Origin of the sequence: Bacillus sp. IT-79MI2 (assembly GCF_949768135.1) — a bacterium.
GTDB lineage: Bacteria > Bacillota > Bacilli > Bacillales > Bacillaceae_G > Bacillus_A > Bacillus_A pseudomycoides.
Genome location: NZ_CATKPV010000075.1, coordinates 1 through 26,299, shown reverse-complemented (window position 1 = coordinate 26,299; position 26,299 = coordinate 1). Strand labels below are relative to the sequence as shown.

The 26,299-nt window shown below is 36.0% G+C and carries 23 protein-coding genes and 1 pseudogene; 12 read left to right on the top strand and 12 right to left on the bottom strand.

Annotated elements, in window-relative coordinates; genetic code table 11:
• The first annotated feature begins 417 nt into the window (after window positions 1–417).
• Window positions 418–3,454, top strand: a pseudogene (locus ACM6HU_RS20250) (efflux RND transporter permease subunit).
• A 75-nt stretch (window positions 3,455–3,529) separates the two neighbouring features.
• On the opposite strand, the gene ACM6HU_RS20245 reads toward ACM6HU_RS20250, so the two are convergent.
• From ACM6HU_RS20245 to ACM6HU_RS20230, 4 genes are all read right to left on the bottom strand, one after another.
• On the bottom strand, window positions 3,530–4,054 hold the full coding sequence (locus ACM6HU_RS20245) for an AAA family ATPase (protein ID WP_414848404.1): 525 nt from the start codon (window positions 4,052–4,054) through the stop codon (window positions 3,530–3,532).
• A 346-nt stretch (window positions 4,055–4,400) separates the two neighbouring features.
• Window positions 4,401–5,318: a phosphate ABC transporter permease PstA gene (gene pstA / locus ACM6HU_RS20240; RefSeq protein ID WP_016113164.1), complete on the bottom strand. Its 918-nt coding sequence runs from the start codon at window positions 5,316–5,318 to the stop codon at window positions 4,401–4,403.
• Window positions 5,319–5,320: 2 nt separating this feature from the next.
• The gene (gene pstC, locus ACM6HU_RS20235) at window positions 5,321–6,211 is read right to left on the bottom strand and encodes a phosphate ABC transporter permease subunit PstC (protein WP_033671007.1); all 891 of its coding nucleotides are present in this window, start codon (window positions 6,209–6,211) and stop codon (window positions 5,321–5,323) included.
• A gap of 70 nt (window positions 6,212–6,281) precedes the next feature.
• On the bottom strand, window positions 6,282–7,184 hold the full coding sequence (locus ACM6HU_RS20230; RefSeq protein ID WP_016113162.1) for a phosphate ABC transporter substrate-binding protein PstS family protein: 903 nt from the start codon (window positions 7,182–7,184) through the stop codon (window positions 6,282–6,284).
• Window positions 7,185–7,697: 513 nt separating this feature from the next.
• On the opposite strand from ACM6HU_RS20230, the gene ACM6HU_RS20225 reads away from it, so the two are divergent.
• From ACM6HU_RS20225 to ACM6HU_RS20215, 3 genes are read left to right on the top strand one after another with little or no spacing between them, the layout of a single operon-like run.
• On the top strand, window positions 7,698–7,955 hold the full coding sequence (locus ACM6HU_RS20225; RefSeq protein WP_016113161.1) for a FeoA family protein: 258 nt from the start codon (window positions 7,698–7,700) through the stop codon (window positions 7,953–7,955).
• The gene (locus tag ACM6HU_RS20220) at window positions 7,952–8,674 is read left to right on the top strand and encodes a FeoB small GTPase domain-containing protein (RefSeq protein ID WP_016113160.1); all 723 of its coding nucleotides are present in this window, start codon (window positions 7,952–7,954) and stop codon (window positions 8,672–8,674) included. Before ACM6HU_RS20225 ends, ACM6HU_RS20220 begins: the two co-directional genes overlap by 4 nt.
• Complete coding sequence (locus ACM6HU_RS20215) at window positions 8,652–10,052, top strand: nucleoside recognition domain-containing protein (protein WP_016113159.1); 1,401 nt, start codon at window positions 8,652–8,654, stop codon at window positions 10,050–10,052. Before ACM6HU_RS20220 ends, ACM6HU_RS20215 begins: the two co-directional genes overlap by 23 nt.
• A 371-nt stretch (window positions 10,053–10,423) precedes the next feature.
• On the opposite strand, the gene ACM6HU_RS20210 is transcribed toward ACM6HU_RS20215, so the two are convergent.
• From ACM6HU_RS20210 to ACM6HU_RS20190, 5 genes are all read right to left on the bottom strand, one after another.
• Complete coding sequence (locus tag ACM6HU_RS20210) at window positions 10,424–11,590, bottom strand: Ger(x)C family spore germination protein (protein WP_016113158.1); 1,167 nt, start codon at window positions 11,588–11,590, stop codon at window positions 10,424–10,426.
• On the bottom strand, window positions 11,574–12,695 hold the full coding sequence (locus ACM6HU_RS20205) for an endospore germination permease (RefSeq protein WP_016113157.1): 1,122 nt from the start codon (window positions 12,693–12,695) through the stop codon (window positions 11,574–11,576). Before ACM6HU_RS20205 ends, ACM6HU_RS20210 begins: the two co-directional genes overlap by 17 nt.
• Before the next feature lies 1 nt (window position 12,696).
• Window positions 12,697–14,166, bottom strand: a complete 1,470-nt coding sequence (locus tag ACM6HU_RS20200; RefSeq protein WP_414848403.1) for a spore germination protein — start codon at window positions 14,164–14,166, stop codon at window positions 12,697–12,699.
• Between the two features lie 265 nt (window positions 14,167–14,431).
• Window positions 14,432–15,613, bottom strand: coding sequence for a M20 family metallopeptidase (locus ACM6HU_RS20195; RefSeq protein ID WP_016131190.1), 1,182 nt, complete (start codon window positions 15,611–15,613; stop codon window positions 14,432–14,434).
• Between the two features lie 122 nt (window positions 15,614–15,735).
• A complete protein-coding gene (locus tag ACM6HU_RS20190; RefSeq protein WP_016113154.1) occupies window positions 15,736–16,449 on the bottom strand; it encodes a C39 family peptidase in 714 nt (237 codons plus the stop codon).
• Window positions 16,450–16,887: 438 nt separating this feature from the next.
• On the opposite strand from ACM6HU_RS20190, the gene ACM6HU_RS20185 reads away from it, so the two are divergent.
• From ACM6HU_RS20185 to ACM6HU_RS20150, 8 genes are all read left to right on the top strand, one after another.
• Window positions 16,888–18,306, top strand: a complete 1,419-nt coding sequence (locus ACM6HU_RS20185; RefSeq protein ID WP_033671000.1) for an amino acid permease — start codon at window positions 16,888–16,890, stop codon at window positions 18,304–18,306.
• A 283-nt stretch (window positions 18,307–18,589) separates the two neighbouring features.
• Window positions 18,590–19,465, top strand: coding sequence for a cytochrome aa3 quinol oxidase subunit II (gene qoxA / locus ACM6HU_RS20180; RefSeq protein ID WP_016113152.1), 876 nt, complete (start codon window positions 18,590–18,592; stop codon window positions 19,463–19,465).
• A 33-nt stretch (window positions 19,466–19,498) separates the two neighbouring features.
• Window positions 19,499–21,433 (top strand): cytochrome aa3 quinol oxidase subunit I, encoded by a 1,935-nt coding sequence (gene qoxB / locus ACM6HU_RS20175; protein ID WP_016113151.1) that lies wholly within the window; start codon window positions 19,499–19,501, stop codon window positions 21,431–21,433.
• 13 nt (window positions 21,434–21,446) lie between these two features.
• Entirely contained in the window at window positions 21,447–22,049 is a 603-nt protein-coding gene (gene qoxC / locus ACM6HU_RS20170) for a cytochrome aa3 quinol oxidase subunit III (RefSeq protein ID WP_003195274.1), read from the top strand.
• A 2-nt stretch (window positions 22,050–22,051) separates the two neighbouring features.
• Complete coding sequence (qoxD, locus tag ACM6HU_RS20165) at window positions 22,052–22,357, top strand: cytochrome aa3 quinol oxidase subunit IV (RefSeq protein WP_003195276.1); 306 nt, start codon at window positions 22,052–22,054, stop codon at window positions 22,355–22,357.
• Between the two features lie 222 nt (window positions 22,358–22,579).
• Complete coding sequence (locus tag ACM6HU_RS20160) at window positions 22,580–24,409, top strand: monovalent cation:proton antiporter family protein (RefSeq protein WP_016113150.1); 1,830 nt, start codon at window positions 22,580–22,582, stop codon at window positions 24,407–24,409.
• Window positions 24,410–24,571: 162 nt separating this feature from the next.
• Window positions 24,572–24,805 carry a DUF4022 family protein gene (locus ACM6HU_RS20155; protein ID WP_080740155.1) on the top strand — a complete coding sequence of 78 codons (234 nt, stop codon included), beginning with the start codon at window positions 24,572–24,574 and terminating at the stop codon, window positions 24,803–24,805.
• 16 nt (window positions 24,806–24,821) lie between these two features.
• The gene (locus tag ACM6HU_RS20150; protein WP_016113149.1) at window positions 24,822–25,259 is read left to right on the top strand and encodes a GNAT family N-acetyltransferase; all 438 of its coding nucleotides are present in this window, start codon (window positions 24,822–24,824) and stop codon (window positions 25,257–25,259) included.
• 151 nt (window positions 25,260–25,410) lie between these two features.
• Here the strand turns inward: ACM6HU_RS20150 and ACM6HU_RS20145 are convergent, their stop codons facing one another.
• From ACM6HU_RS20145 to ACM6HU_RS20135, 3 genes are read right to left on the bottom strand one after another with little or no spacing between them, the layout of a single operon-like run.
• Window positions 25,411–25,644 carry a hypothetical protein gene (locus tag ACM6HU_RS20145; protein ID WP_016113148.1) on the bottom strand — a complete coding sequence of 78 codons (234 nt, stop codon included), beginning with the start codon at window positions 25,642–25,644 and terminating at the stop codon, window positions 25,411–25,413.
• A gap of 27 nt (window positions 25,645–25,671) precedes the next feature.
• Window positions 25,672–25,938: a hypothetical protein gene (locus tag ACM6HU_RS20140; RefSeq protein ID WP_016113147.1), complete on the bottom strand. Its 267-nt coding sequence runs from the start codon at window positions 25,936–25,938 to the stop codon at window positions 25,672–25,674.
• A gap of 9 nt (window positions 25,939–25,947) precedes the next feature.
• A complete protein-coding gene (locus tag ACM6HU_RS20135; RefSeq protein WP_016113146.1) occupies window positions 25,948–26,148 on the bottom strand; it encodes a helix-turn-helix transcriptional regulator in 201 nt (66 codons plus the stop codon).
• Window positions 26,149–26,299: the final 151 nt, after the last annotated feature.

Below are 26,299 nucleotides of genomic sequence, written 5' to 3'. Positions count from 1 at the left end.
CATCCATCGCCGATTAGCGACTTCCTTATGTTAGCATCTTCATTTTTCGATGTCAACTAAGTTTTTTTAATTTCTTTTTTCGCTTTCTGCGTTTCTCGCATCAGCGACGTTTATTAATATACCACCCTCATTTTAAAATCACAAGTGTTTTTTAAAAATAATATAAAAAAATTTCCGCTTAATAATTCCACCTCTTTATTTCATATTAAATGGATCTTCTTCCTCCTGACTTCAACAGAACTTTAAAAGGCTAAAATACCCAACCAACTCTCTAGCCCTTCCTTACAAAATCCTATTCACTCGCTACTTAAGAATAATTTTAGAATTTTTTTACATTTAATTAATGAAAGATATCCAGATTTTGTTATATAGTAACAAAGTAGGCTAAAAAACAACTTAAACGGAGGAATCATTTTTATGGATAGGTTAACAAAATTCTCATTAAAAAATCGAGCCGCTATCATCATCATGGTTTTTCTCATTTCTGTGCTCGGCATTTATTCCGGCTCCAAATTACCGATGGAGTTTCTACCCAGCGTTGATAATCCCGCAATAACTGTCACTACAATGTCTCAAGGGCTAGATGCTGAAACATTGACAAAAGAAGTAACCGAGCCGCTTGAAAAAAAGTTTCGAAATTTGGAACACGTCGATACAATAACTTCTTCTACTTATGAAGGCTTATCTCGTATCGATATTGCGTATACATCTAAAGCTAATATGAAAGATGCTACACGTGAGGTCGAAAAAATTACCAACAACGTAAATTTCCCAAAAGAAATTACAAAACCCGTCGTCAGTCAACTTAATACCTCTATGATTCCACTCGCACAGATTACCGTTCAAAAACAGAATGGTTTTACAAAAGCAGATGAAAAACAGATTGAAAAAGAAATCATCCCGCAACTTGAAAATATCGACGGCGTTGCTAACGTCATGTATTACGGTAAATCAACATCTGAGCTATCTATCATATTAGACCCAAATGAAATGAAAAATAAAAATGTGACACCACAGCAAGTATTAGCCGCTTTACAAGGAAAAGAAACTTCCACTCCAGTTGGTCAAGTTACTGTCAATAACGAAGACCACAGCCTACGCGTCATTGGAAATGTCAAAAATGTAGATGAAATAAAAAATATGTCACTTACCCCTCAAATCAAATTACAAGATATAGCTCAAGTAAAAATAAAACAACATTTTGATACCGTTTCACATGTGAATGGCGAAGAGGGAACTGGATTAGTTATTATGAAAGAACCTAGCAAAAATGCAGTTGCAATCGGAAAAGAAATTGATAAAAACTATAAGCAAAGAATATAAAGATACTTATACAATTAAATTAATATCCTCTACTCACGAACAAGTCGAAAACGCTGTTACAAGTATGGGAAAAGAAGTAATCTTAGGAGCAATCGCTGCAACATTTATCATTTTAATCTTTTTACGTAGTATTCGAACAACACTGATCGCTGTCGTTAGTATTCCATTATCCATTTTACTAACACTATTTTTACTTGATCAATCTAATGTTACATTAAACATTTTAACTCTCGGGGGCTTAGCGGTAGCGGTTGGTCGACTTGTTGACGATAGTATTGTTGTCATTGAAAATATCTTCCGGCGCTTACAAAAAGAACATTTTTCAAAAGACATCATTCTAGACGCCACAAAAGAGGTAGCCGTTGCGATTACCTCTTCTACTTTAACAACAGTCGCTGTCTTTTTACCTATCGGTCTTGTATCAGGTACAATCGGTAAGCTAATGTTACCTATGGTATTAGCCGTTGTATACTCTATACTTTCTTCACTAGTGGTGGCCTTAACCGTTGTTCCACTTATGGCATTTTTATTACTGAGAAAAACAAGGCAGCGTACACCGAAACCTTCAAGAAAGTATACAGCTACTTTAAAGTGGGCCCTTTCACATAAGTTTATTATTTTATTTTCTTCTATCTTATTATTTGCCGGATCAATTGCTGCTTATATATTACTTCCAAAAGCAAATATAAAATCAGAAGACGATACGATGCTTTCAATTCAGATGACATTCCCAGCAAATTATGATTTTGAATCCAGAAAGCAGACAGCCTTTGATTTTGAAAAAAAATTACTTTCTAACGGCGATGTAAAAGATGTTATTTTACGAATGGGTTCCAGTGCTGAAGATGCACAGTTTGGATTTACAACTAAAAATAACCTTGCATCTATTGCTGTAGTCTTCAAAAAAGGAACAGATATCGATCAATATATCAAGAAACTAAAAAAAGAGCACGCAGACTTTAAACCAGCCGAATTCGATTATACAAAAGCAAGCTATTCTAGTTTTGGCGGTGGAAACAGCTTGCAATTTAACGTGACAGCAAACAATGAGACGAATTTAAAAAAAGCTGCTGATCTCGTTGAAACAAAACTAAAAAGTATAGACAGTCTTTCTAAAGTAAAAACAAATCTAGAAGAATCAAAAAAGGAATGGCAAATCGATATTGATCAAAAGAAAGCGGAACAAGTTGGATTAACTCCGGAAACAGCAGGCCAACAAGTTTCATTCCTTATGAAAAAATCACCAATCGGGCAACTGACAATTGATGATGAGAAAACAACTATTATGCTCGAACATAAACAAGAAAAGATAAGTAACAAAGAAGATATTCTTAACACAAATATCTTGTCACCTATAGCAGGATCAATTCCTTTAAAAGATATTGCAACCATTTCAGAAAAACGATTACAAACAGAGATTTTCCATAAAGACGGGAAAGAAACCATTCAAATAACTGCCCAAGCGACAAATGAAGATTTAAGTAAAGTAAACACTGAAGTGAACAAAGCTATTTCAGAATTAGACCTACCAAACGGCGCGAAAGTTAAAATTGCTGGTGCAACCGAATCAATGCAAGAAGACTTTACAAATTTATTCAAAATCATGGGTATCGCAATCGGGATTGTTTATTTAATTATGGTCATTACTTTCGGGCAAGCACGCGCCCCATTTGCGATTTTATTCTCTTTACCACTAGCTGCTGTTGGGGGGATTTTAGGATTAATCATTTCAGGAACACCAGTCGATTTAAACGCACTCATCGGCGCATTAATGTTAATTGGTATTGTTGTTACAAATGCCATCGTACTAATAGAACGTGTTCAACAAAATAGAGAGCATGGCATGACGACGCGGGAAGCTTTACTAGAAGCAGGTTCTACAAGGCTACGACCAATTATCATGACCGCTATTACAACAATAGTAGCGATGTTACCATTATTATTCAGTCAATCACAAGCAGGCAATATGGTATCTAAAAGTTTAGCGGTTGTCGTAATCGGTGGTTTAGCAGTTTCAACTGTACTCACACTAGTTGTCGTCCCTGTTATGTATGAACTATTAGATAAATTCGGCAAAAAACGAAGCTCACGTAGAAAAGTAAGCTCGTCTATAGATACACCAAGAACTTAACAAGAAAAACGTTATCTTCAGTTTTGAAGATAACGTTTTTCTTTCTACTATTATTATACTATCACAGCATTTCAATTACTCATTCATGTATACCATTACTTTATCTATATAATCTTCCAAAGGTTTTCCAGAGTCCACAATAAGATATGTAAAATCAGACGGTCGTTTACTACCATCTAACCACTTTTTAAACGCTTCTTCAGATTCCACTTCCTCAATTTGACTTATCATTCGCTTCCGTTTCTTTAACCTATTATTAATTTCTTCTATATTATTAAGATAGCATTCAACGTATTTGTATTTCACATTATACTTTTTAGACAACTTCATTCCCTTTTCTAACATTTCTGTATAAAGACACGGGCTATCCAATATTACACTATGCCCCTGGGATAAATGAAAATCTATTAAGGCCCATTCGATTTCATACGAAATTCCACCAGCGTCCGTCGTTTCAATTTGACGAGTTTCTAACGACTCTAGTAAGGCCGTTTTTACAATATCATGATCAATCACAATTGCACCTGTGCTTTTTGCTATACGTCTAGAAAGCGTTGATTTTCCCGAACCTGGAAAACCTGACATTTGAAGAAAAAACATAAAGTGAAACTTTAATCAGTGGGGGTTTTTCTTCATCCCCCACTGATTATTAGTTGAACGAATCGGGCTTTTACGGGCAGTTTATCTCCCACCTAACTTCTTTGCTTTCGCCGAATTTTGAGGTGGGAGTATTACTGCCCGTTAATGCGGGATAAAAAAGCAAACCTCCCTTATATTTCATTTTCTATCCCACAATTTATTCATATATTTACATACACATCATTTTACCATAGGAACTATCCTTTTTAATCGAAGAACTCTCTCTACTACTCTCCCCCTACAAAACAAAAAAAGCTCTCTGCCTATTTAAGCAGAGAGCCCTTTATCAATATAAGGGTACAAGCATTTAAGCTGCTTTTGCTTTTGTTGTTTTACGAGATTTTTTCGCTCCCGTAAAACGTTTATGAAGTACAGATGCCGTAAAACGAGCAATAACATTAAACAGTAATACCATAATAATTAATACTGCCGCTGATTTTGTTGCAATTAACTTCGCATCTGGAATAATCCCTTCAGAGTTCAATTTCCAAATATGAACTGCTAATGTTTCAGCTGGTCGAAATGGATTCAACGGATGTGCAGGGCTTGAAAAATCAGCTGCAGAATTTAAAATCGGTGATGTTAATCCTGCTGTATAAATTAACGCCGCCGCCTCACCAAATATACGACCCGCAGCTAAAATAATCCCCGTAATAATTTGCGGCAATGACGTCGGAATAATAATTCGCACAATCGTTTGCCACTTTGTTGCACCCAGTCCAAGACTCGCTTCTTTTACATTAGACGGAACTTCTGTAATTGCACTTTCACAAACACGCGTTAGACCCGGTAAATTTAAAATCGTTAAAGCGAGCGCACCACCCATTACCGTATAGCCCCAGCCTGTCATTGTAACAAATACTAATAAACCAAATAAACCAACAACGATAGAAGGCAATGATGCCATCGTTTCAATACATAAACGAACAAACCCTAAAAACCGTCCTTGTTTCGCATATTCCGCAAGATAAATCCCTGCTCCTAATCCAAGCGGAATTGAAATGACTAAGGTAATAACAAGCATATAAAAAGAGTTGAATAATTGCGGACCAATTCCACCTCCAGCTCTTGTATTGCTTGGTTCTCCGAATAAAAAACTTGGATCCCAAAATCCCCAACCCTTTTGCAGAATTTCGTATACTAAGAAAACAAGTAAAGCTACTACAAATGCTGCAACTGCATATAAAATACCCGTCCAAATATTATTTACTTTTCGTGCATTCATCGTTATCGTTCACCTCTTTGGCCAATTGCTCGAATTACTAAAATAAATAGGAATGAAATAACAAGTAATATCATTGCCAATGTCCATAAAGCATTATTCCAGGCGGTTCCATTTAACGTATTCGTCATATCCATTGTTAGAATACCTGTCAATGTTGCCGTTGGACTATAGATCCCTTCAGGCAATTTAACAGTATTCCCTATTACCATTTGAACCGCTAACGCTTCGCCGAAAGCACGAGCTAGCCCTAGAACAATCCCTGTTAAAATACCTTTTTTTGCAGCTGGAACAATAACACGGCTAATCGCTTGCCATTTCGTCGAACCTAAACCATAAGAGGCCTCCAAGTAATCAAATGGAACCGAACGTATTGCATCGGAAGCAATACTAGCAATAGTAGGTAAAATCATAATACTGAGCACAATAATACCAGCAATTAAACTAAAACCAACACCACCGAATGAATCACGTAAAAGCGGAACTAAAATGGTAACCCCTAATAAACCATATACTACTGAAGGAATTCCAACTAATAATTCTAAAACAGGCTTTAATACTTTATTCCCAAACTTTGGTGAAATTAAGTTCATAAATATCGCAAGAGCAAGCGCGATTGGCGCACTAATAACGACCGCACCTAATGAAACAAGCATTGAACCAACAATAAAGATAACAGCACCAAACGATCCCTGATCAGCATTCGGATTCCATTTTGTTGACGTCAATACCTCAGAAAATGAAATGCCACTTTGCGTAAAAGATTGAATTCCTTTCCCGCAAATAAATGCAATAATTGCTAATGTAACAAGAACAATAAATATACCGCAAAACGTAACAAGCGTTCTTCCGATATATTCACTTTTTACATAATTAATTTGTTTTTTCCCCTTCATCACAGGACACAACCCCACTTCATAGATTGAAATGAACAAGGCTGGCCTCGCAGCCAGCCCTGTTAAATGTTTACTTATTCAGTTTAGACATTGGAATATAACCCATATCTTCAACTTGTTTTTCGAAGTCTTTACCTTTTACATAATCGATATAAGCTTTTGTAGCTTCTTTCGCTTCCCCTTTTGTTACCATGTACTCATAAGACCAGAATGGATATTTGCCCGCAGAAATATTTTCAACTTTTGGCTCTGCACCATCAATTTTTACAGTTTGTAATGCACCTTTTTTATCGCCTACCATATAAGACATTGCAAGATAACTAATAGAACCAGGAGTAGAGTTAATTGCTTGTTCTACCGCACCGTTAGAATCTTGTGTTGTACCTGTTCCATCGTTAATCTTCGCATCTTTCATAACTGTTTTTTCAAATGTAGCACGTGTACCAGAAGATGCTGGACGGTTTACCACATTAATTTTCTCATCTTTACCGCCTAGCTCTTTCCAGTTTGTAACTTTTCCAGAGAAGATATCTTGTACTTGTTTCACAGTTAAGTTATCAACCTTCACATCTTTATTTACAACAAGTGCAAATGCAATACCTGCCACTTTGTTATCTACTAATTCCTTCGCTTTTGCTGGATCTTTTATTTTATCTGCAGCTGGAACATCAGAGTTACCGATTTGAACCGCCCCAGAAGCTACTTGGTTAATCCCTGTTCCACTACCGCCACCTTGAACTTGAATAGAAACTTTCGAATTCTTTTCCATGAATTTTTTACCCGCTTCTTCAGCAAGCGGTTGAAGAGCTGTAGAACCAGCTGCCGCAATTGTACCCGACAATTCTTGTTTTGCATCGTTACTACCTTTAGCAGTTTCTTTGCTATCTGTGCTTTCTGATTTGCCGCATCCAACTAAAGCACCAGCAACCACTAATGCCGCTAACGAAAATTTAATACCTTTTTTCATAACCATGTCTTGTACCCCCATTTGGATTATCGCTTTTTCACATTCATCTACTTCTTTCGAATACAAATTCATTGTAGGACAATAATATTATGTTAGTGTTAAGCAATTTTTAATTTTAAGTAAAGAGAGGCAGCATACCGCAAAACCTATATATCTCACCTCTTTTTATTAAAAAAACCAAAAGAATCCACACCAAATAGCTCGTATTGTAAATTTACTTTTAATAATGTAAATTTATCGTAAATAAAATTCTGTTTTTCACTACTAATGTTAAAAATATATTTACAAATCCCTTCATTTTTTGGACTTTATAGATGTTACTCCACATGTATCCCACATAATTTCAGTAATATTTTTCTGTACAACAAAATAAATTGGAACAATTCTAAAAATAATTGAATATTTTTAAAGTACCAATTGACAACATCATCCAATGTATTCTACTATATTAGTAGCAAAAAGTTTCCCTCGGCAAACTTTTTAAACCAAAACTAAAAATATAGAAGAGAGGTAACTTTTATGGTATCGGCTAATATCAAACCCCTTTCAAAATTCCAAACAGGGCAGTTTGTACAAATCGAGAAGATACAATTAGAAGGAACTATGAAACGTCGTTTATTAGATTTAGGCTTTATTCCCGGAGCTACTATTAAAGTATTGCAAAGAAGCCCGCTCGGAGATCCAATCGCTTATCAAGTGAGCAATACGACCATTGCACTGCGTAGTGAAGAAAGTTCCCTTATTTTCGGGAGATTAATAGGAGATGATTTAGTATGAAAAACCATCGCATTGCGCTAGCAGGAAACCCAAATACCGGAAAGAGCACATTGTTTAATACGTTAACAGGATTAAAACAACATACCGGAAACTGGACTGGCAAAACTGTATTAAAAGCAGAAGGTGAATATGAACATAACGGAAGTGTATATACCGTAATTGATTTACCTGGAACATACTCCCTATATTCAAACTCTGCCGATGAGGAAGTTGCACGGGATTATATTATTTTTGAAAAACCTGAGGTAACAGTAGTAGTTGTAGATGCAACTGCAATGGAAAGAAACTTAAATTTAGCATTACAAGTGACTGAAATGACTAACGACGTTATAGTGTGTATTAACTTAATCGATGAAGCAGAAAAAAAAGGAATCATCATTGATGAAAAGAAATTAGCAAAATCACTGGGTGTACCTGTAGTCAAAATTTCAGCTCGAAACCGCGTTGGAATCGGACATTTGCTAAATGTAATCGCTAAAGTGGCTAGCAGAAAATTAATTCCTACACCTGTTCAAATTACTTATAATGAACAAATTGAAAATATGATTCAGGAATTAGAACCTCAAATTTATAAAGTGTTCGGTGATACATACCCTGCACGCTGGGTTGCACTACGAATACTAGATGGAGATAAAAACTTTCTAGCTACACTTCAAAAACATCATAAAGAGCCGCTGATAAGGGAGGTCGTAATAAATGGAATCTCACTCAGCCAGTAAGACCCTTCCATTAGATTATATTGTTCAACATGCACAAACACTTACAAAAGATGATATACGAGATGATATTGTAGGTGATATTTACCGAACTTCCGCAAGTATATGTAAAGAAGCTGTTCAATACACGAATACTGATAAGTTATACCGTTCAGAGAGGCTAGATAAAATTTTCACTTCTCCTATATTTGGATTCCCAATTATGCTCGGAATTTTATCTATTATTTTTTATCTTACAATTGCAGGAGCTAACGTGCCATCTGATATGATTGCTGAATTTTTCGGGTGGGCAGAAGGTCATTTAACCGCTTGGTTTCAAGCGATGAATGCACCGACTTGGGTACATGGCATCTTAATTCTCGGCTTATTCCGTGGTACTGGAGCTGTAATTAGTGTTATGTTACCACCTATGGCTATTTTCTTCCCCATGTTTGCTTTATTGGAAAATTACGGATACTTACCACGTGTTGCTTTTAACATGGATCGTTTATTCAAACGTTCTGGCGCTCACGGAAAACAATCATTAACAATGGCAATGGGGTTTGGTTGTAACGCTGCTGCCATTATGTCAACACGTATTATCGAATCACCACGCGAGCGTATGTTAGCGATTTTAACAAATAACTTCGTTCCATGTAATGGACGTTGGCCTACATTAATATTAATGGCATCATTATTCATGGCCGCTGGATATACCGGCAGTATGCAAACACTTGTTACGGCAGGTGTTGTAATCGGAATGGTTATAATTGGGGTTATTGTAACATTAACTGTATCTTGGGTATTATCAAAAACCGCTTTAAAAGGCGTCCCAACTCACTATACGTTAGAGTTACCACCATACCGTAAGCCGAAAATTTGGAATACCATTGTACGTTCCACACTTGATAAGTCATTATATGTTTTAAAACGCGCAGTTATCGTAGCTGCACCTGCCGCTATGCTAACTTGGGTTTTAGCAAATATTTATGTTGGTGACACAAGCATACTTATGTATTTTGTGAATTTCTTAGATCCATTCGCTAAATTACTCGGTCTTGACGGATTTATTCTAGCTGCATTCATCCTTGGATTGCCAGCCAATGAAATTGTCATTCCGATTTTATTAATGTCTTATTTATCAACGGGTGCCTTAACTGAAATAGATGATTTAAATCAAATTAAAAACTTGTTCTTAGAACATGGCTGGACTTGGTTAACTGCGTTAAATACAATGTTGTTCTCTCTTCTTCATTTCCCATGCGGAACAACATTAGTTAACATATATAAAGAAACAAAAAGTCCAAAATGGACATTTCTATCGTTTGCAATCCCTACCGTTATCGCCATTGTTGTTACATTCTTCACAGCGCAATTGGTACATTGGTTAGGGCTTATATAAAGTGAAACTTCTATCAGTCGGGAGTTTTCTTCATCCCCACTAATAGTTAGCCCGCACCAATCGTTCTTTTACGGACAGTTATTCACCACCTATCTTCCTCGCTTTCATTTGAATTTTGCGGTGGGTAGATTACTTTCCGTTAATGCGGGATAAAGTGAGACCAGGCATCAATAGAGGGAATCTCATTAACGCTTCGTTGATTATCAAAGGAAATCTGAGATTTATTCAGATTTCCTTTTTTGCTTATTCTTTTGCCACGGCTGTGCACCATACTCCATAATTTTCTTATGAAGAAAGTATACTGTATATGGGAGAATTGCTATTAATATCGTACATATTATACTCAATTTGGTAAACAAGATAAAACACCTCTACTCCACTCGAGTTGGTAATGAAGAACCTGAATGCTCAATTGTCGGATGCACCCGAACTACGATGTCACAATTACTAAAATAATTTTTACCTTGATCCCAATTCTTTTTTATTTTGCTCCACTTTTTATAATCATGACGTTTATATTCTTCTCCCAATCCTAATACATCTACCTTATAATCTTTTTGTACAATTTTTATCGTTTTTTGAATACGTTTTTCTATCTCTTTTGCAATATACTGCTTTAGTTTCTTCTCTCCCATAATTTGGTCATGATCACTAAAATGCAGTTCCGCCAAAGTTCCTTCTAACGATAAATCAATAACAAACTTTGGCTTAGTAGCATTTGTAACGGACGTAGTAATTTTACGCCGCATTTTATGAATTTCATATGTAACAAATTGATTCCCTTTACGAATCGTAAAAAAACCTGCCATCTTCTCTCCAATAATATAATTTAATCCTAGTGTGTTTTCTCCACTCAACCTACCGACAAGCTTATTATCCTTCCCTCTAAATAAGGCTGCTCCATTCATTTGCACCCCTTGTTTTGTCAATCCTAAAACAGGCAATACAAAACTTCTTTTGGCTGTAATTTTCCCCTGGACATCACCAATCCGAGCCGCTTCTATCATCTGTGCATTTTTCGAAGCGTGGTCAACTAACATATCAATATACTTTGCAGGTAAATTCTCAGGTTTTGCACTTTGGTTTAATATATCCTCTGCTTTTTTTTCAGAAACAAAAATACGAATGTTCCGTCTCATTTCATGGTCACGAACATATACATCCAATGTATTTTCTAACACATACGGTTTTGCTAACAAATCGTTAGAAAAAATTAGCACTTGTATATGAGGGAAAAATAGTGCACGACTAATTTTTTTAGCAACGATACGAATTTGTTCAAAAACTCCATCTGCTACCGCACTAATGTTAATATAATTTTTACTCCCCGCATTCCCTTGTGCTCCTTGTGGTGTTAGCGTACGGGGCAAAACCATTTGGTATGTTCCCTTCATAACCGGATTGGACTTTTTTTCTTTTACAAGATCGTACGCTGCCCCTACAACAAAGCCTCTTTCTTCAATTTCTTGTTGTTCGGAGCAAGCACTGAGGTAACATAACAAACTAATCAGATATATGAATTTAAGAAGGCGTTTCATTTCTACCAGCCCTTCTTTTTATTTTATATACAATTAGAACTAGTAAGGGCACCAATAGGATACACCCCATATCTATCCAAGCTAAATATGTACCATAATTCGATAACTTTCTCACATCTCCTGGAACCATATTGATCCAAAAAATAATAGGCGCACTTATAAAAATAAAAATATGTTTATTCACTTTAGAAAACATTGCACAAAACAATAGAGAAGCAAGGTCATAATACATAGCTGTTGTGTTATAAACCGTAATAATCCAAGTCGTAAAGAAGATTGCGTCGAATCGTTCTAAAAATCCTCCTCCAATTTCAATTTCCTTTCCTAGTTCAATTGTAGGATACGTTAATCCCCTCGTTGTCATATACGTAAAAACACTAATACAAGTCACATAAATTAAAATATACGACATAACGGTTACCATTACGCCTTTCGCTACAGCCAAAGGAGCTTTTTTTATATCCCCCTTTAACATCATTGAATAAAAAAGAGCAACTTCAAATCCAATAAAAGTGAAAATAGAATCTTTAATTCCTCCTGCATATTTACTTACTTTCGTTTGAAATACCGGTAATAAGCTATTTACCTCCATTAAATTTATATTTAATAAAGACAAGAGCACTATAGCTAGTAGAACAATCGGCAAAAATATTACATTCAGTCTTAATAATGCAGCTCTTGATCCACTCACTCCGTAAATCACAACAAGTAAAAAGAAAAAAGAAAGCCATTGTATAGACGTATCACTAAATAAATAAGTTTGTGAAATAATAGAAATCGTTCTGATCTCATACGCTGTCAACGCAACAAATGTCAAAATCAAAATAACACTAAATACATAAGTAACTGGTTTTGTTAAATGAGCACTTGTATATTCAACAAAATTTTTTTTTGGAAATAAAATCGCAACTTTTGTTACAAACCAAGCAAAAAATGCACATATAATTCCACCCGCTAATAAAATGATCCAACCATCAGAAAACAAAGTTTGTGTAGCAATGACCCTTGGCATTGACAACGCACCGGTACCAATAATGGTTGAAGATACTGCAAAAGCGAGTTCACGCGTTCCAATTTCTTCATCCCCGTACTCAAACGGTCTCAATTTACTTTCGCTCCTTTGGACGTAATGTATCATCCTTCGTTTGCAAATATTCTGGTCGTTCCTTAAGCATTGATTTTGGTAAGCGAATAATTTCTTCTTTCCAATCTTTATAGAATGCTGGCGCAATAGGCGTAGTATAAGGTACCCCCACACTCTTTAAATTTGTAAGGTGAATTCCTAGGGCAATTAAAGCCAAAACAATACCGTATAATCCGAATACTGTAGCAGCTAAAACGAATACAAATAATAAAATTCGAAATGTAATTGTGATGCTATATACCGGAAGAGAAAAAGTAGCAATGGCAGTTACAGCAATGATAATTACTAAAAAAGGATTTACAATCCCTGCACTTACTGCCGCTTCTCCAATTACAAGCCCACCAACAATTCCGATTGTTTGCCCCATCGGTTTTGGTAGCCTGATACCGGCCTCTCTTATCAGTTCCATCGTGAGCGCCATCATAAACGTTTCAATATAAGCTGGAAATGGCACCCCTTCTCTCGCTCCAGCAATAGAATAAGCCAATTTTGATGGAATCAGCCCTTGATGATAAGAGACAAGAGCTACATACATAGCTGGCAATAAAACTGCAATAATACCAGCCCCCATTCGTAAAAACCTTAGTAACGTTCCAATTATCCAACGTTCATAATGGTCTTCTACAGATTGAAATATATCAACAAATACCATTGGAGCAATCAGAGCAAATGGAGAGCCATCTACCAAAATGGCAGCTTTTCCTTTCCCCAACGAAGCGACTACATTATCAGGTCTTTCTGTATCCAAAAACTGAGGGAAAGGCGATAAATTATTATCTTGAAGTAGCTGTTCAATTGTTCCTGTTTCAAAAATAATATCTGTTACTATCGATTGGAGTCTCCGATCTAACTCTTCTATAATATAAGAATTAATAATATCTTCTATATATACTAAGGTTACTTCTTTTTGCGAACGCTTCCCCATGATATAAGATTGAAACCTAAGCTGCGGATCACGTAAGCCACGACGAATTAACATTTTATTTACGTTGATATCCTCATTAAAACCAATTCTCGGCCCACGAATTAGAGCCTCTGTCACTGGAGATTCTAAACTTCTTTTTTCCCACGCTCGACTGTTTATAACTACCGCAGAAGGAATGTCATCAATTAGTAAAATTGTATCTCCAGCTAAAAGGGCATTAATAATATCCGGAAACGTTTTTGCAATATTCACCTCTGCAATAGAAAGGAAACGATCCAGTAGAGTTTGAATGATTGCAGCTTGTTTCGGTAATTCTTCATATTGAAGTGGCCTGATAATAAACTTATAAATATTATCTTTATCTGTTAATCCACATAAAAACACAACCGCACAACGTGTAGAACAACCGGCAAGTGTAAATTCTCTAACCGTTAGATCATTAGGTGAATCTAACTTTTCTCGAATTTCCTTTGTAATTTTAGATAAGTTAGCATCTAACTTGAACAAACTTCCCACCTAACTTTCTTTTCAACAAGTTGTAGTTAGATTTCGCCAATAGAAACAAATATATACAAAAAGAGCTATCTCTTTTATAAGATAGCTCTTACATATGAATTATTTATCCCGCATTAACGGACAGTAACACTCCCACCTCAAAATTCAGTGAAAGCAAAGCAGTTAGGTGGGAGATGAACTGTCCGTAAAAGCCCGATTGGTGAGGGCTAATAATCAGTGGGGGATGGAGAAAACCCCCACTGATTAAAGTTTCACTTTATCTACTATCTCCTTTTCTCATAAAATTCAAAACAGATGAAACAAAAACTTCTACCCCAATCGGCAAAGCATCTTCATCAATTGTAAAACGAGGATGATGATGTGGATACAGAATCCCCTTCTCTTTATTCCCAGCACCAATAAAGAAAAATGTACCCGGCGCTTCTTGTAAAAAAGCTGAAAAATCCTCTCCGGCCATCGTCGCCTGTAACCTTACTACTCGTTCCCTTCCGTAAAGCTCTAATGCCGTATGTTCAACAAGTTGCGTAACCTGTTCATCATTTACAACCGGACGATAGCCGTACTCATATGAAAATGTATAATTCGCGCCATAAGATTCCGTAATATGTTTAACAAGCTTTTCAATTCGCTGCGCAGTTTGTTCTCGTAATTCATGCTTTAAACTTCTTATAGTTCCTTCAATCTTTGCTTGTTCTGGAATTACATTATGTGTTGTTCCGGCATGAAATTGCGTTACAGATAAAACGAGGGAATCTAACGGATTCGTAAGACGGGATACGATTTGTTGAAGCTGCGTGACTACTTGCGTACCAATGGCAATGCTATCCACTGTCTCATGAGGAATACCAGCATGCCCACCTTTTCCTTCTATTGTAATTTTAAATACATCAGGTGCTGCCATCGCTGGACCATAAATTACACCAACTTTACCCACTTCTAAAGAAGCCCAAAGATGTGCTCCAATAATATAATCAACATTTTCCATCACTCCTGCTGCAACCATTTCTTGTGCACCACCTGGAAAATTTTCTTCAGCATGTTGAAATAGAAAACGAATTTCCCCTTTAATTTTTTCCCTTTGCTCTACGAGCGCATATACAGCACCAAGAAGCATCGCAATATGTCCATCATGCCCACAAGCATGCATCACTCCTGGATAGTTAGAAACAAATTCAAATTGATTTTCTTCTTGAATTGGAAGGGCATCCATATCAGCGCGAATTGCAATTACTTTTCCAGGTTGTTCACCAATTAATCTTGCCATAATGCTGTACTTTGTCGGCCTTGAAATTTCTAGATGAGGAATTGTTTGAAGTATGTCGTATATATACTGAGATGTTTTTTCTTCTTGAAAAGATAACTCTGGATATCTGTGAAAATGCCTTCTCCATTTTATTAATCGTTCTTTAGAAAGAACAATTTCTTCAATTTCACCCATCTATCCTCTTCCTTTCTTCACTAAGTTAAACGTTATTATAGCTCGAAGTAAAAACAAAATAAATAATATTCTGAATATTTAACTTGCAATAAAAGCTACCTGACATTAGATAGCTTTTATTTTTATAAAATAGTAATTGCTTGTTTTCCCATTTGTTCCCACGCTTTTTCAAATTCAGAACGTGATACTTTTTTATTCGGATTGTTAGCTAACGGATCATTCATATATACAAAGTTTTGATCGTATCCAACAACTACTGCACTATGCTCATAATATGTAATTTTCACATCACCGTTATTTGTATTCCAGGTTTCAAAACTATCCTCAGCTAGCGGCTGAAACGTTGTATTTGCAATTACCCATACTGGTGAGCCTGAACTAATGACTTTATATATATCTTCAATCTCTCTTCCAGTTAAATCAATCGTTTTTTCAGGTACATATTTTTCTGCAAGTTTAAAAATCGGCCCATGATAAACACCGTAACCTGGTTCAGATTTCGTGTAAATATTTCCAACAAATCCTTCATGAGGATTTCCTCGAAGATTATTTTCTTTAAATGAAACATGATTGATTTCACTTGCGAGTTGCATCTTATCCACTTGCACATTTTTATACTGCAATAACATCGCTAAACTCGTAACCTCACAACCTCGCTGTAATTCCGGAAGTTGTTTTATAAATGGAACATTTTCAATCATAGCTGTTTCTTTCATATCAAACAAAAAATTCACTCGTAACGCTTGTACTTTTTGAAGAATTTTATTTTTCCCTACAAAAATAGCACCAACAAGTATAACCCCTATAATACATATATATTTAAATTTCTTTAACATATGCAAAACTCCATTACATCATTATTTTCATCAAACACTATCCTTTTTATTGTACCTTTCTTCTACCTAGTTTGCTAGAAAGATTATATGAATTATTATTCAATTAAATTGTTTTAAAATTCCTATTCTTTGTAATAAAAAGAAAAATAAATATACATTTTCAGAATATTTTGCTAGAATTAAAAATGTTTAATGTGGTTAAAGAAAAATGTATTTCTTTCAATCACAAAACGAAAATCAAGGAACACTAATCATTTCGTTGTTGTTTTTTATTACTACTCAAGCACCCAGAAAATATACGTAATCCATTCGTATAGGAACATAAAGAAAAACTACAATCAGTATGTTTTTTATCCCCCACTGATGATTAGCGAAACGAAGCAAGCTCAATATTCATTGAGTAAAACAAACAAGAGAAAAGTACGGGGTGAAGGGAATATGGATCAAACAACTACAGAACAAACTAGTTTAAAACGTACAATGAAAAGCAGACACCTTTTTATGATTGCGCTCGGAGGTGTCATCGGTACGGGATTATTCATGGGATCAGGACAAATCGTCCATAATGCCGGACCTGGTGGGGCAATCCTTGCATTTTTAGTTGGTGGTTTCGTCATGTATTTAACAATGCTCTGTCTTGGCGAATTATCCGTTGCCATGCCAGAAGCAGGTTCATTCCAAAGTTATGCAAGCAAATTTATTTCACCTGGTTTTGGATTTGTCGTTGGCTGGATGTATTGGTTAAATTGGGCTGTTACAGTTGGGGTAGAGCTAACGACTGTTAGCATTTTAATGAAGCGTTGGTTTCCAGACGTATCTTCATGGATTTGGTGTGTTACATTTGCAGTAATTCTTTTCCTTGTAAACGCTTTATCAACAAAAGCATTTGCAGAGACGGAGTTTTGGTTTTCCAGTGTAAAAGTCTCAACAATTGTTGTCTTCATTATACTTGGAGGCGCTGTTATGTTTGGGTTCTTAGATTTCAATGGGCAACCCGCACCAATGCTTCATAACTTCACCGAAAATGGTGGATTATTTCCAAATGGTGCCTTAGCCGTTCTTCTTACAATGATTACTGTAAATTATTCCTTCCAAGGAACCGAACTAATTGGAATTGCTTCAGGTGAAAGTGAAAACCCTGAAAAAACAATTCCAAAAGCAATTAAAAATACAATTTGGCGTACTTTATTCTTTTTCGTACTAGCAATTGCTGTTGTTGTTGGTTTACTTCCATGGCAGGAGGCTAATCTTGTAGAAAGTCCATTTGTACTTGTTTTTGATACAGTTGGTATTCCATATGCGGCTGACATTATGAACTTTGTCATTATTACTGCTGTACTATCAGTAGCAAATTCAGGATTATACGCGAATTCACGTATGCTTTGGGCTATGTCAAAACAAGGTATGGCAAGTCCTGCATTTGCGAAATTAACAAAAAAGGGAATACCTCTGAATGCTTTGATTTTCAGCTTAGTCTTTGCAAGTCTCTCGCTTTTAACAAGCGTATTTGCAGCAGATACAGTCTTTTTAGTACTAACATCAATTGCCGCGATGGCAGCAGTTGTCGTCTGGATGTCAATTGCTGCTTCACAATTCTTCTTTCGAAGAGATTTTATAAAGAATGGCGGAAATATAAACGATTTAAAATATCGTACACCGCTTTATCCAATCGTTCCAATTGTTGCTTTTTCTTTAAATTTCATTACATTCGTTAGTTTAGCTTTTATACCGGATCAACGCATCGCACTTTATTGCGGAATTCCATTTATGATCATTTGCTACATCTTGTATCAAATTAAATATAAAAAAGTTGTCACATTTGAACAGCAACGAAATATTACACAAGAAATAAACTAAATATATAAAATATTCAACTATCTTATCCTATGATAAGATAGTTTTTTTCTATTTCTTGGATATGTTGGTATAACTTTATTTATCTTAAAATTTTTACAATCATGTTTTCATCAAAAAAATAGTTTACAATGTTATCAAGTTACAAATGATATTCACCGTAAAAAGTGTGCATTTGTGTCTATTTTTTAACAATATGACAAAAACTATTGCCTTCTATAAATTAATAGGTTTATATTGTTTTATTGGCATAGTTTCAATCCAAGGAGAAAGGAGATTTTCAATCGTGCAACTGAAAAAAAAATTTTGGAAGTTGGCTTCGCTTCTTCCACTATCACTACTCTTGTTCCTCGGTGGCTGTGATAAAAAACTTGCAGTATTAAATCCGCAGGGGCCTGTTGCAAAAGCACAGTATGATTTGATCATTTGGTCATTCATACTCATGTCGTTGATTATTGCAATTGTATTTATCTTGTTTACAGTCATCTTGATTCGTTACCGTGAAAAACCGGAAAATATGGACTATGAGCCACCTGATATACACGGTAATACTCTTTTAGAGGTTATCTGGACTATTTTCCCTGTTATCATCGTGATTGCATTGTCAATCCCAACAGTAAAAGCAACATTTGCATCGGAAAAGCCGCCAGAGCAAACAAAAGATATGAAACCAGTTGAAATTTACGTTACATCTGCCAACTGGAAATGGTTATTCAGTTATCCAGAGGAAAATATTGAAACCGTTAACTATTTAAATGTACCAGCAGGTGTACCAATTCAATTTAAGCTAACTTCTGTTGGTCCAATGAATGCCTTCTGGATTCCAGAGCTTGGTGGTATGAAATACACAATGGATGGCATGATCATGGACTTATATCTACAGGCTGATAAGCCAGGTTCTTACATTGGCCGTAGCGCAAACTTCTCTGGTGAAGGATTCACTGACATGGAGTTTGAGCTTGAAGCAAAAACAAAAGAAAAGTATGACAAGTGGGTAAAAGAAGTTAAAGAAACTGCTAAACCACTTACAGAAGAAAAATACAATGAAATCATTAAACCTGGTGTAGTAGGGCGTATGACATTCTCTAGTACACATTTAAAATACGTAGATCCAAAATCACTTGAATATTGTGATTACAACTACTACAAAAACAAAAAGTAATAACGAATATTCCGACAGATTGGAGTGAATATAGTGAAGCTTGATGAATTTTTTGTCACAGGCGATCCGATTATCTATGGAGCGGACGTATCTATTGTTCTTGTGACGTTAGCGATCCTTTTTGTGCTAACAAAGTACAAAAAATGGAGATGGCTTTGGGATGAGTGGTTAACTTCTGTTGACCATAAGAAAATTGGGGTTATGTATATCATTTCAGCAATTGTAATGATGTTCCGCGGCGGTATGGACGGATTAATGATTCGTGCCCAGTTAACGTTCCCTGACACAACATATTTAAACGCTGAACACTATAATGGTATATTTACAACACACGGTACGGTTATGATCCTCTTCATGGCAATGCCGTTTGTTATGGGACTTATGAACGTTGTTGTTCCTCTTCAAATTGGAGCACGTGACGTTGCATTTCCTTTCTTAAATGCATTAAGTTTTTGGTTATTCTTCGTAGGTGCTATGTTATTTAACATCGCCTTCGTTATCGGTGGTTCTCCAGATGCTGGGTGGACATCATACTTCCCAATGGCTGGTACAGAATTCTCACCTGGAGTAGGAAATAACTTCTATGCAATTGCATTGCAGATTTCAGGTCTCGGGACGCTGATGACAGGGATTAACTTCATGGTAACAATCTTAAAAATGCGTGCACCAGGCATGAAGTTAATGCAAATGCCAATGTTTACTTGGTCTATTTTAATTACATGTGTAATCATTATCTTTGCTTTCCCAGTATTAACAGTTGCTCTTGCATTAATGACATTCGACCGTCTATTTGATGCTCACTTCTTTACAATGGCAAGCGGCGGTATGCCAATGCTTTGGGCGAACTTGTTCTGGGTATGGGGTCACCCTGAAGTATATATCGTTATTTTACCGGCATTCGGTATTTTCTCTGAAATCGTAAGTACATTCTCACGTAAACGCTTATTTGGATATACCGCAATGGTTTATTCAATGGTTGCAATCGCAGCTCTAAGTGGTCTTGTATGGCTGCATCACTTCTTTACAATGGGTGCAGGACCAGCAGTTAACTCATTCTTCTCGATTTCAACAATGGCGATTTCGATCCCAACCGGTGTTAAAATCTTTAACTGGTTGTTTACGCTTTATAAAGGTCGTATCCGTTTTACAGTTCCAATGCTTTGGTCATTGGCATTTATTCCAAACTTCGTAATTGGTGGAGTTACGGGTGTTATGCTTGCGATGGCAGCAGCTGACTATCAATACCATAACAGCTACTTCCTAATCGCTCACTTCCACTACGTATTAATCGCTGGTACAGTATTCGCGATGCTTGCTGGATTTACATTCTGGTATCCGAAGATGACTGGTCATATGCTAAATGAACGCCTTGGTAAATGGACATTCTGGATCTTTATGAGTGGATTTAACATTTGTTTCTTCCCAATGTACTTCTTAGGTTTAGATGGTATGACTCGTCGTATGTACACTTACTCTGCAGACCTTGGATGGGGTTGGTTAAACCAAATCGCATCTGTCGGTGCAGTAATGATGGCAATTGGCTTCGCCTTATTATGCTACAACGTAGTTTATAGCATTCGTCATGGTGAGCGCGATGTAACTGGAGATCCTTGGGATGCTCGTACACTTGAGTGGGCAACACAATCTCCAGTACAACATTACAACTTCGCAAAATTACCAGAAATTAAGTCTAGCGATGTATTCTGGGAAATGAAGAAGAACGGCGAATCTATTACACCAAAACCTGAAGAGTTGAAACCAATTCATATGCCAAGTACTACAGGCGTTCCAATCATTATGTCTTGTTTTATTGGTCTTGCAGGTTTTGCATTAGTATTTAGCTGGTTCTGGTTAGCAATTGTCGGTGGTATTGGTATGTTAGGTTGTATGATCTGGCGTTCGTTTGATTACAACGACGGATATTACGTTAGCGTAGATGAAATTAAAAAGACAGAACATGTTGCATGAGAGGTGAAACGAAATGGCGGCTTTAGATAAAAGCTTACCTCTAGAATATCAATCCGAACAAAGCAGATTGAATATTTTAGGGTTTTGGATTTTTCTTGGGGCTGAAATCGTGCTGTTCGCAACACTTTTCGCCTCTTATCTAGTACTTGCTGGTCGTACGGCTGATGGCCCTACACCAGCTCAGCTGTTTGAACTTAAAACCCTTTTAATTCAAACGCTCCTACTTTTAACAAGTAGTTTTACATGCGGTATCGCAATTCATGAAATGCGTAAGCACAACCAAAAAGCGATGTTAGGATGGTTCATCTTCACATTAATTTTAGGTGCAGGCTTCCTTTTCTTTGAAGTTGAAGAGTTTATGGCTTATGTTGCAGAAGGCGCAACAATCCAAACAAGCGGATTCTTATCTGGATTCTTCGTTCTTCTTGGAACGCATGGTGCCCACGTAACAGCTGGTATCATTTGGGCAACTTGTGTTGTTATCCAAATTTTAAAACGAGGTTTAACACCAGTTACAGCTCGTAAAGTATTTATTATCAGCTTATACTGGCATTTCCTTGATGTTGTTTGGATCTTCATTTACACACTAGTTTACTTGAATGGGATGGTGGCGTAATAATGGGACAAAACAATACACAAGCAAACGCACATAGCGGTTTTCCATGGTCACACGTTTTCGGATTTATTTTATCGCTTGCATTAACGTTCCTCGCTGTATATGTAACGTTATATACAAGCTTGCCACTTTCAACAATCTTAACAGCCATTCTTGTAATGGCAGTGGCACAAGCAGCATTGCAATTTGTTATGTTTATGCACATGACAGAAGGCGAAGGAGTAATACAAACAATCACAATCGTATTCCACTTTTTCATCGCTGCAGTAACGGTTGTTGGTACAGTTTGGATTTTCTTCTCTATGTAATGAACATGAAAAAGACTGCTGAGGTAATCTCAGCAGTCTTTTTTTATTTCCCTTCCCCTTTTCATCCACATTACGGAAATTAAAACATAATCATGAAACCTATACTTATTATGACAAATGTTAAGAAAACTCTTTCTTTATGGAATCGAGTTCACATGCATTGCTTTTCTTCCTATAATATGGCTAAAATGAGTACTATATTATTTGAAGGGAGAGAACGCAGTGGAACACCATTCCTCAGTCCTATCACTTATGATTGTTGTCGCAATCGCGTTTTTCATTCCCCTTTTGTTACAACGCTTTAAACTAAAAGCACTTCCTGTCGTTGTTGCCGAAATTATTGCAGGAATTTTTGTAGGAAAAAGTGGATTTAATATTATCGAGCCAGATATGTGGCTACAAGTTTTATCAACACTAGGATTTATCTTCTTAATGTTCTTAAGCGGTTTAGAAATTGATTTTTCTATATTTAAACAAAAAGGGAAAAAGAATAAGACGAATGAACCCAATACGTTCCAAGCAGCAAGCATTATCTTCTTATTTATTTTCATCTTATCCTATGCCCTATCACTTATATTTGTATGGCTTGGATTTGTAGATAACGCGATGTTCATGACATTGATTATCTCAACGATTTCTTTAGGTGTTGTTGTCCCAACACTAAAAGAAAACAACTTAGGAAAAACAGCAATCGGTCAAATTATTTTGTTAGTCGCCGTTATTGCAGACTTAGTTACAATGATTTTACTCGCTGTTTTCGTTGGATTAAACTCCGAAAGCGGTCAGAGTATGTGGCTTCTTCTCGTTCTATTTGGGGCAGGTATTGTAATTTACTTTGTTGCAAGACGCTTTAAAAATATTCCATACCTGGAAAGCCTAAAAGCTGGTAGTGTACAAATTGACACACGTGCTGTTTTTGCGCTTATTTTAATACTAGTCGGATTATCTGAATCTGTTGGTGCAGAAAATATTTTAGGAGCCTTTTTAGCAGGTGTACTCGTATCCTTATTATCACCAAATGAAGATATGGTTGAAAAACTCGATTCCATCGGATATGGTTTCTTCATTCCAATTTTCTTTGTAATGGTTGGTGTTAATCTAGAAGTATGGTCTATTTTTAAAGAGCCTTCTAGTATGTTAATGATTCCAATTTTAATTGTTGGACTCTTTATTTCAAAATTATTACCATCACTCGTACTGCGAAAATGGTACCCACATAATATCGTATTAGGAAGTGCGATTTTATTAACATCTACACTTTCCTTAGTTATTGCCGCAGCACAAATTGGTGAAAAGCTAAATATTATTAGTCCGAGTCTGTCTGCTTCCCTTATCTTGAGCGCAGTTATTACATGTATTTTTGCACCTGTATTATTTAAAAAGATGTTTCCAAAAGTGGCAACACCAAAACCAAGAGTTTCTATTATTGGTGCAAGTCGAATCACTCTTCCATTATCACTTGATTTAAAACGCGAAGATTATGATGTAACACTATACATGATGCGTCAAAATAAAGTAAATGCCGAGGAAGCGAAATCTCATGACTTCCCAATCGTAAAACTAAATACAATTACGATAGAACTATTAGAAGAACAAAAAGCCTTCGATGCAGATCGAGTTGTCGTCGCAACAAGTGATGATGAGCAAAACTTATTATTAGCAGAACACGCAAAAGAATTAGGCGTTGAGCATGTCATTGCAAGTGTAGAAGATCCTCTTTTACAGGAAAAAGCAACGCAAGAGCATATTGCTGTATTCTCGACGATTAACTCCACACGCATTTTATTACGTGCACTCATTGATAAGCCGAGTCTCGTTCGTTTAATTACGACTGCGAATGAAACGGTTCGCGAAGTAGAATTACGTAGTAATACATACAACGGTTTACCGCTTCGTCGTTTGCCATTCCTAGGTGACGTACTTATCATCCAAATTTACCGTGGTAACAAAGCATTAATACCACATGGTGATACAAAATTACAAAATGGTGATACACTTCTTGTAACAGGATCAAAAGAGCACATTGATACAATGAAAAGCATATTAGAATAGCAAAAAGTCCCCTTTCAAAATTGAGAGGGGACTTTTTAAATCGGCATGTAAAAAATAACACAAAACAATTACTCCTTGTTTCCCTAAACCATAATACTTTTAATTTTTTTCTTAAGATTCTTACTTCCTTATGGTAAAATATTACTATCATAAATTATAAGGATGAATCACACTATGTCTATTTCAACTTTAGCTCTTTTATTATTAGCAGAGGTACTTGTAGCCATTATTCTCATCGGTATTAGCATTGAAATTTGCAGCTATGGGTGGAAGAAGCCAAATGGAACGAAATACTTTTGTCTCTTTCTTTCCCTTATTATTGGTACTTGTAGCATATTAGGCCTTTGTGTCGCGCCGGCCTATTTCTTTTTACAACTGATAGAAAAATCTTCATAAGAAAGGTGAATTATGTATGGTTACAATTAAATGTATTGACGCCTCCGAAACATACGAACTACGCCAAAAAATTTTACGCCCAACTCAACAGTTGGACGATTGTAAATACCCATCTGATTACGAAACAAATTCCTTTCATCTTGGTGCCTTCTTAAATGATAAACTTATTAGCATTGCTTCGTTCTCTCATGAAATACCCCCTTCCTTACAGGGTAACCATCACTATCGTTTACGAGGCATGGCTACAGTACCTACCTTTCGGAAACAACATGCCGGTAGCTCATTAATCCAACAAGCTGAAGTAATCTTAAAAGAGCGTCAAGCAGAGATATTATGGTGTAATGCTCGTATTACCGTTACAGATTACTACAAACGATTAGGATTCCTTGAGCATGGTGAAATATTCGATATACATCCGATTGGACTTCATAAATTAATGTATAAAACATTATGAATTGAACTACCCCCACCTACCTCTACAATGAAGTGCACCCCAATTGTTAGACGCAGTCTAACAATTGGAGGTGCACTTCAGCTTGCGGTGGGGGATTCTACTGTTTTTGTCGCAACAAAAACACTTCCTCTCGATAAAGAGGATATCCTCTTTATTTCACAATTCCGCTCTCTCCTTGTAGCTCTTTTAAATACTCTTCTTTCTCATCACGGTAAAATAAATTATACGTATCAAATGGAATAATCCTTCCATCTGGGTGTACAATATGAACACATGATTTCTTTACCGAACGTATATCTAGATCATAGTTGTCCATAAACTTCATAATTAACACACGAAATACATTTTCATAACCAATCCCTGTTGGAAGACTTACTTTTGGCAAGCAACAGAGTAATTCTTTTAATGAATCCTAGCCACTTTCTGGTGAATGATTCAAGCTAAATAACTTAAAATTTTTCCCTTTTAATTGCTCATCACTTTCAAAAACAATCGTATTTCGATCAATCATACTTGTCAGCCGAAAAATAGATCCATTCAATTTTAGTCCATATCCCACTCCTTTTATGACATAACGGTAAAAAACCATACATAATATCACAAGGTTTTGTAAAACAAATGCCATTCTAGTATGTTTTAGTCCTTGAATCATTAAGCGTTCATCTTTCACGATCCTCATCGATATCCTTCACTCCTTATCCTCCCAAAATAAATCATTTAATGTTTGATTTACGGCATAACAAATTTTTAAACACAAATCTAAAGAAGGGTTATATTTTCCTTTTTCAATTAAACTAATCGTTTGCCGTGTAACTCCTACTTTTTCTGCTAATTGTTGTTGTGTTAAATCTAACTGAACACGAGCGACCTTTATTTTACTTACAGCCAATCTATGCCCCTCCTTCACTATTAATTGTAACGTATATATTCCATTATTAAATTACATTATTATTGAAATACAATTTCTCTCTTCATAACGAATTATCCATTTCTACGAATAAAAGTTTCACCTTATTATACACGAAAAAAGGCACTCCTAT

Excerpts from the sequence above, each read along its gene's own strand:
- ACM6HU_RS20215 (WP_016113159.1), top strand. The coding sequence starts at position 8,652 with ATGGAATCTCACTCAGCCAGTAAGACCCTTCCATTAGATTATATTGTT.
- qoxD (WP_003195276.1), top strand. The coding sequence starts at position 22,052 with ATGGGACAAAACAATACACAAGCAAACGCACATAGCGGTTTTCCATGG.
- ACM6HU_RS20185 (WP_033671000.1), top strand. The coding sequence starts at position 16,888 with ATGGATCAAACAACTACAGAACAAACTAGTTTAAAACGTACAATGAAA.
- ACM6HU_RS20210 (WP_016113158.1), bottom strand. The coding sequence starts at position 11,590 with ATGAAACGCCTTCTTAAATTCATATATCTGATTAGTTTGTTATGTTAC.
- pstA (WP_016113164.1), bottom strand. The coding sequence starts at position 5,318 with ATGAATGCACGAAAAGTAAATAATATTTGGACGGGTATTTTATATGCA.
- ACM6HU_RS20155 (WP_080740155.1), top strand. The coding sequence starts at position 24,572 with ATGAATCACACTATGTCTATTTCAACTTTAGCTCTTTTATTATTAGCA.
- ACM6HU_RS20245 (WP_414848404.1), bottom strand. The coding sequence starts at position 4,054 with ATGTTTTTTCTTCAAATGTCAGGTTTTCCAGGTTCGGGAAAATCAACG.
- ACM6HU_RS20195 (WP_016131190.1), bottom strand. The coding sequence starts at position 15,613 with ATGGGTGAAATTGAAGAAATTGTTCTTTCTAAAGAACGATTAATAAAA.
- ACM6HU_RS20140 (WP_016113147.1), bottom strand. The coding sequence starts at position 25,938 with ATGAGGATCGTGAAAGATGAACGCTTAATGATTCAAGGACTAAAACAT.
- qoxC (WP_003195274.1), top strand. The coding sequence starts at position 21,447 with ATGGCGGCTTTAGATAAAAGCTTACCTCTAGAATATCAATCCGAACAA.
- ACM6HU_RS20150 (WP_016113149.1), top strand. The coding sequence starts at position 24,822 with ATGGTTACAATTAAATGTATTGACGCCTCCGAAACATACGAACTACGC.
- ACM6HU_RS20230 (WP_016113162.1), bottom strand. The coding sequence starts at position 7,184 with ATGGTTATGAAAAAAGGTATTAAATTTTCGTTAGCGGCATTAGTGGTT.
- pstC (WP_033671007.1), bottom strand. The coding sequence starts at position 6,211 with ATGAAGGGGAAAAAACAAATTAATTATGTAAAAAGTGAATATATCGGA.
- ACM6HU_RS20190 (WP_016113154.1), bottom strand. The coding sequence starts at position 16,449 with ATGTTAAAGAAATTTAAATATATATGTATTATAGGGGTTATACTTGTT.
- ACM6HU_RS20220 (WP_016113160.1), top strand. The coding sequence starts at position 7,952 with ATGAAAAACCATCGCATTGCGCTAGCAGGAAACCCAAATACCGGAAAG.
- ACM6HU_RS20225 (WP_016113161.1), top strand. The coding sequence starts at position 7,698 with ATGGTATCGGCTAATATCAAACCCCTTTCAAAATTCCAAACAGGGCAG.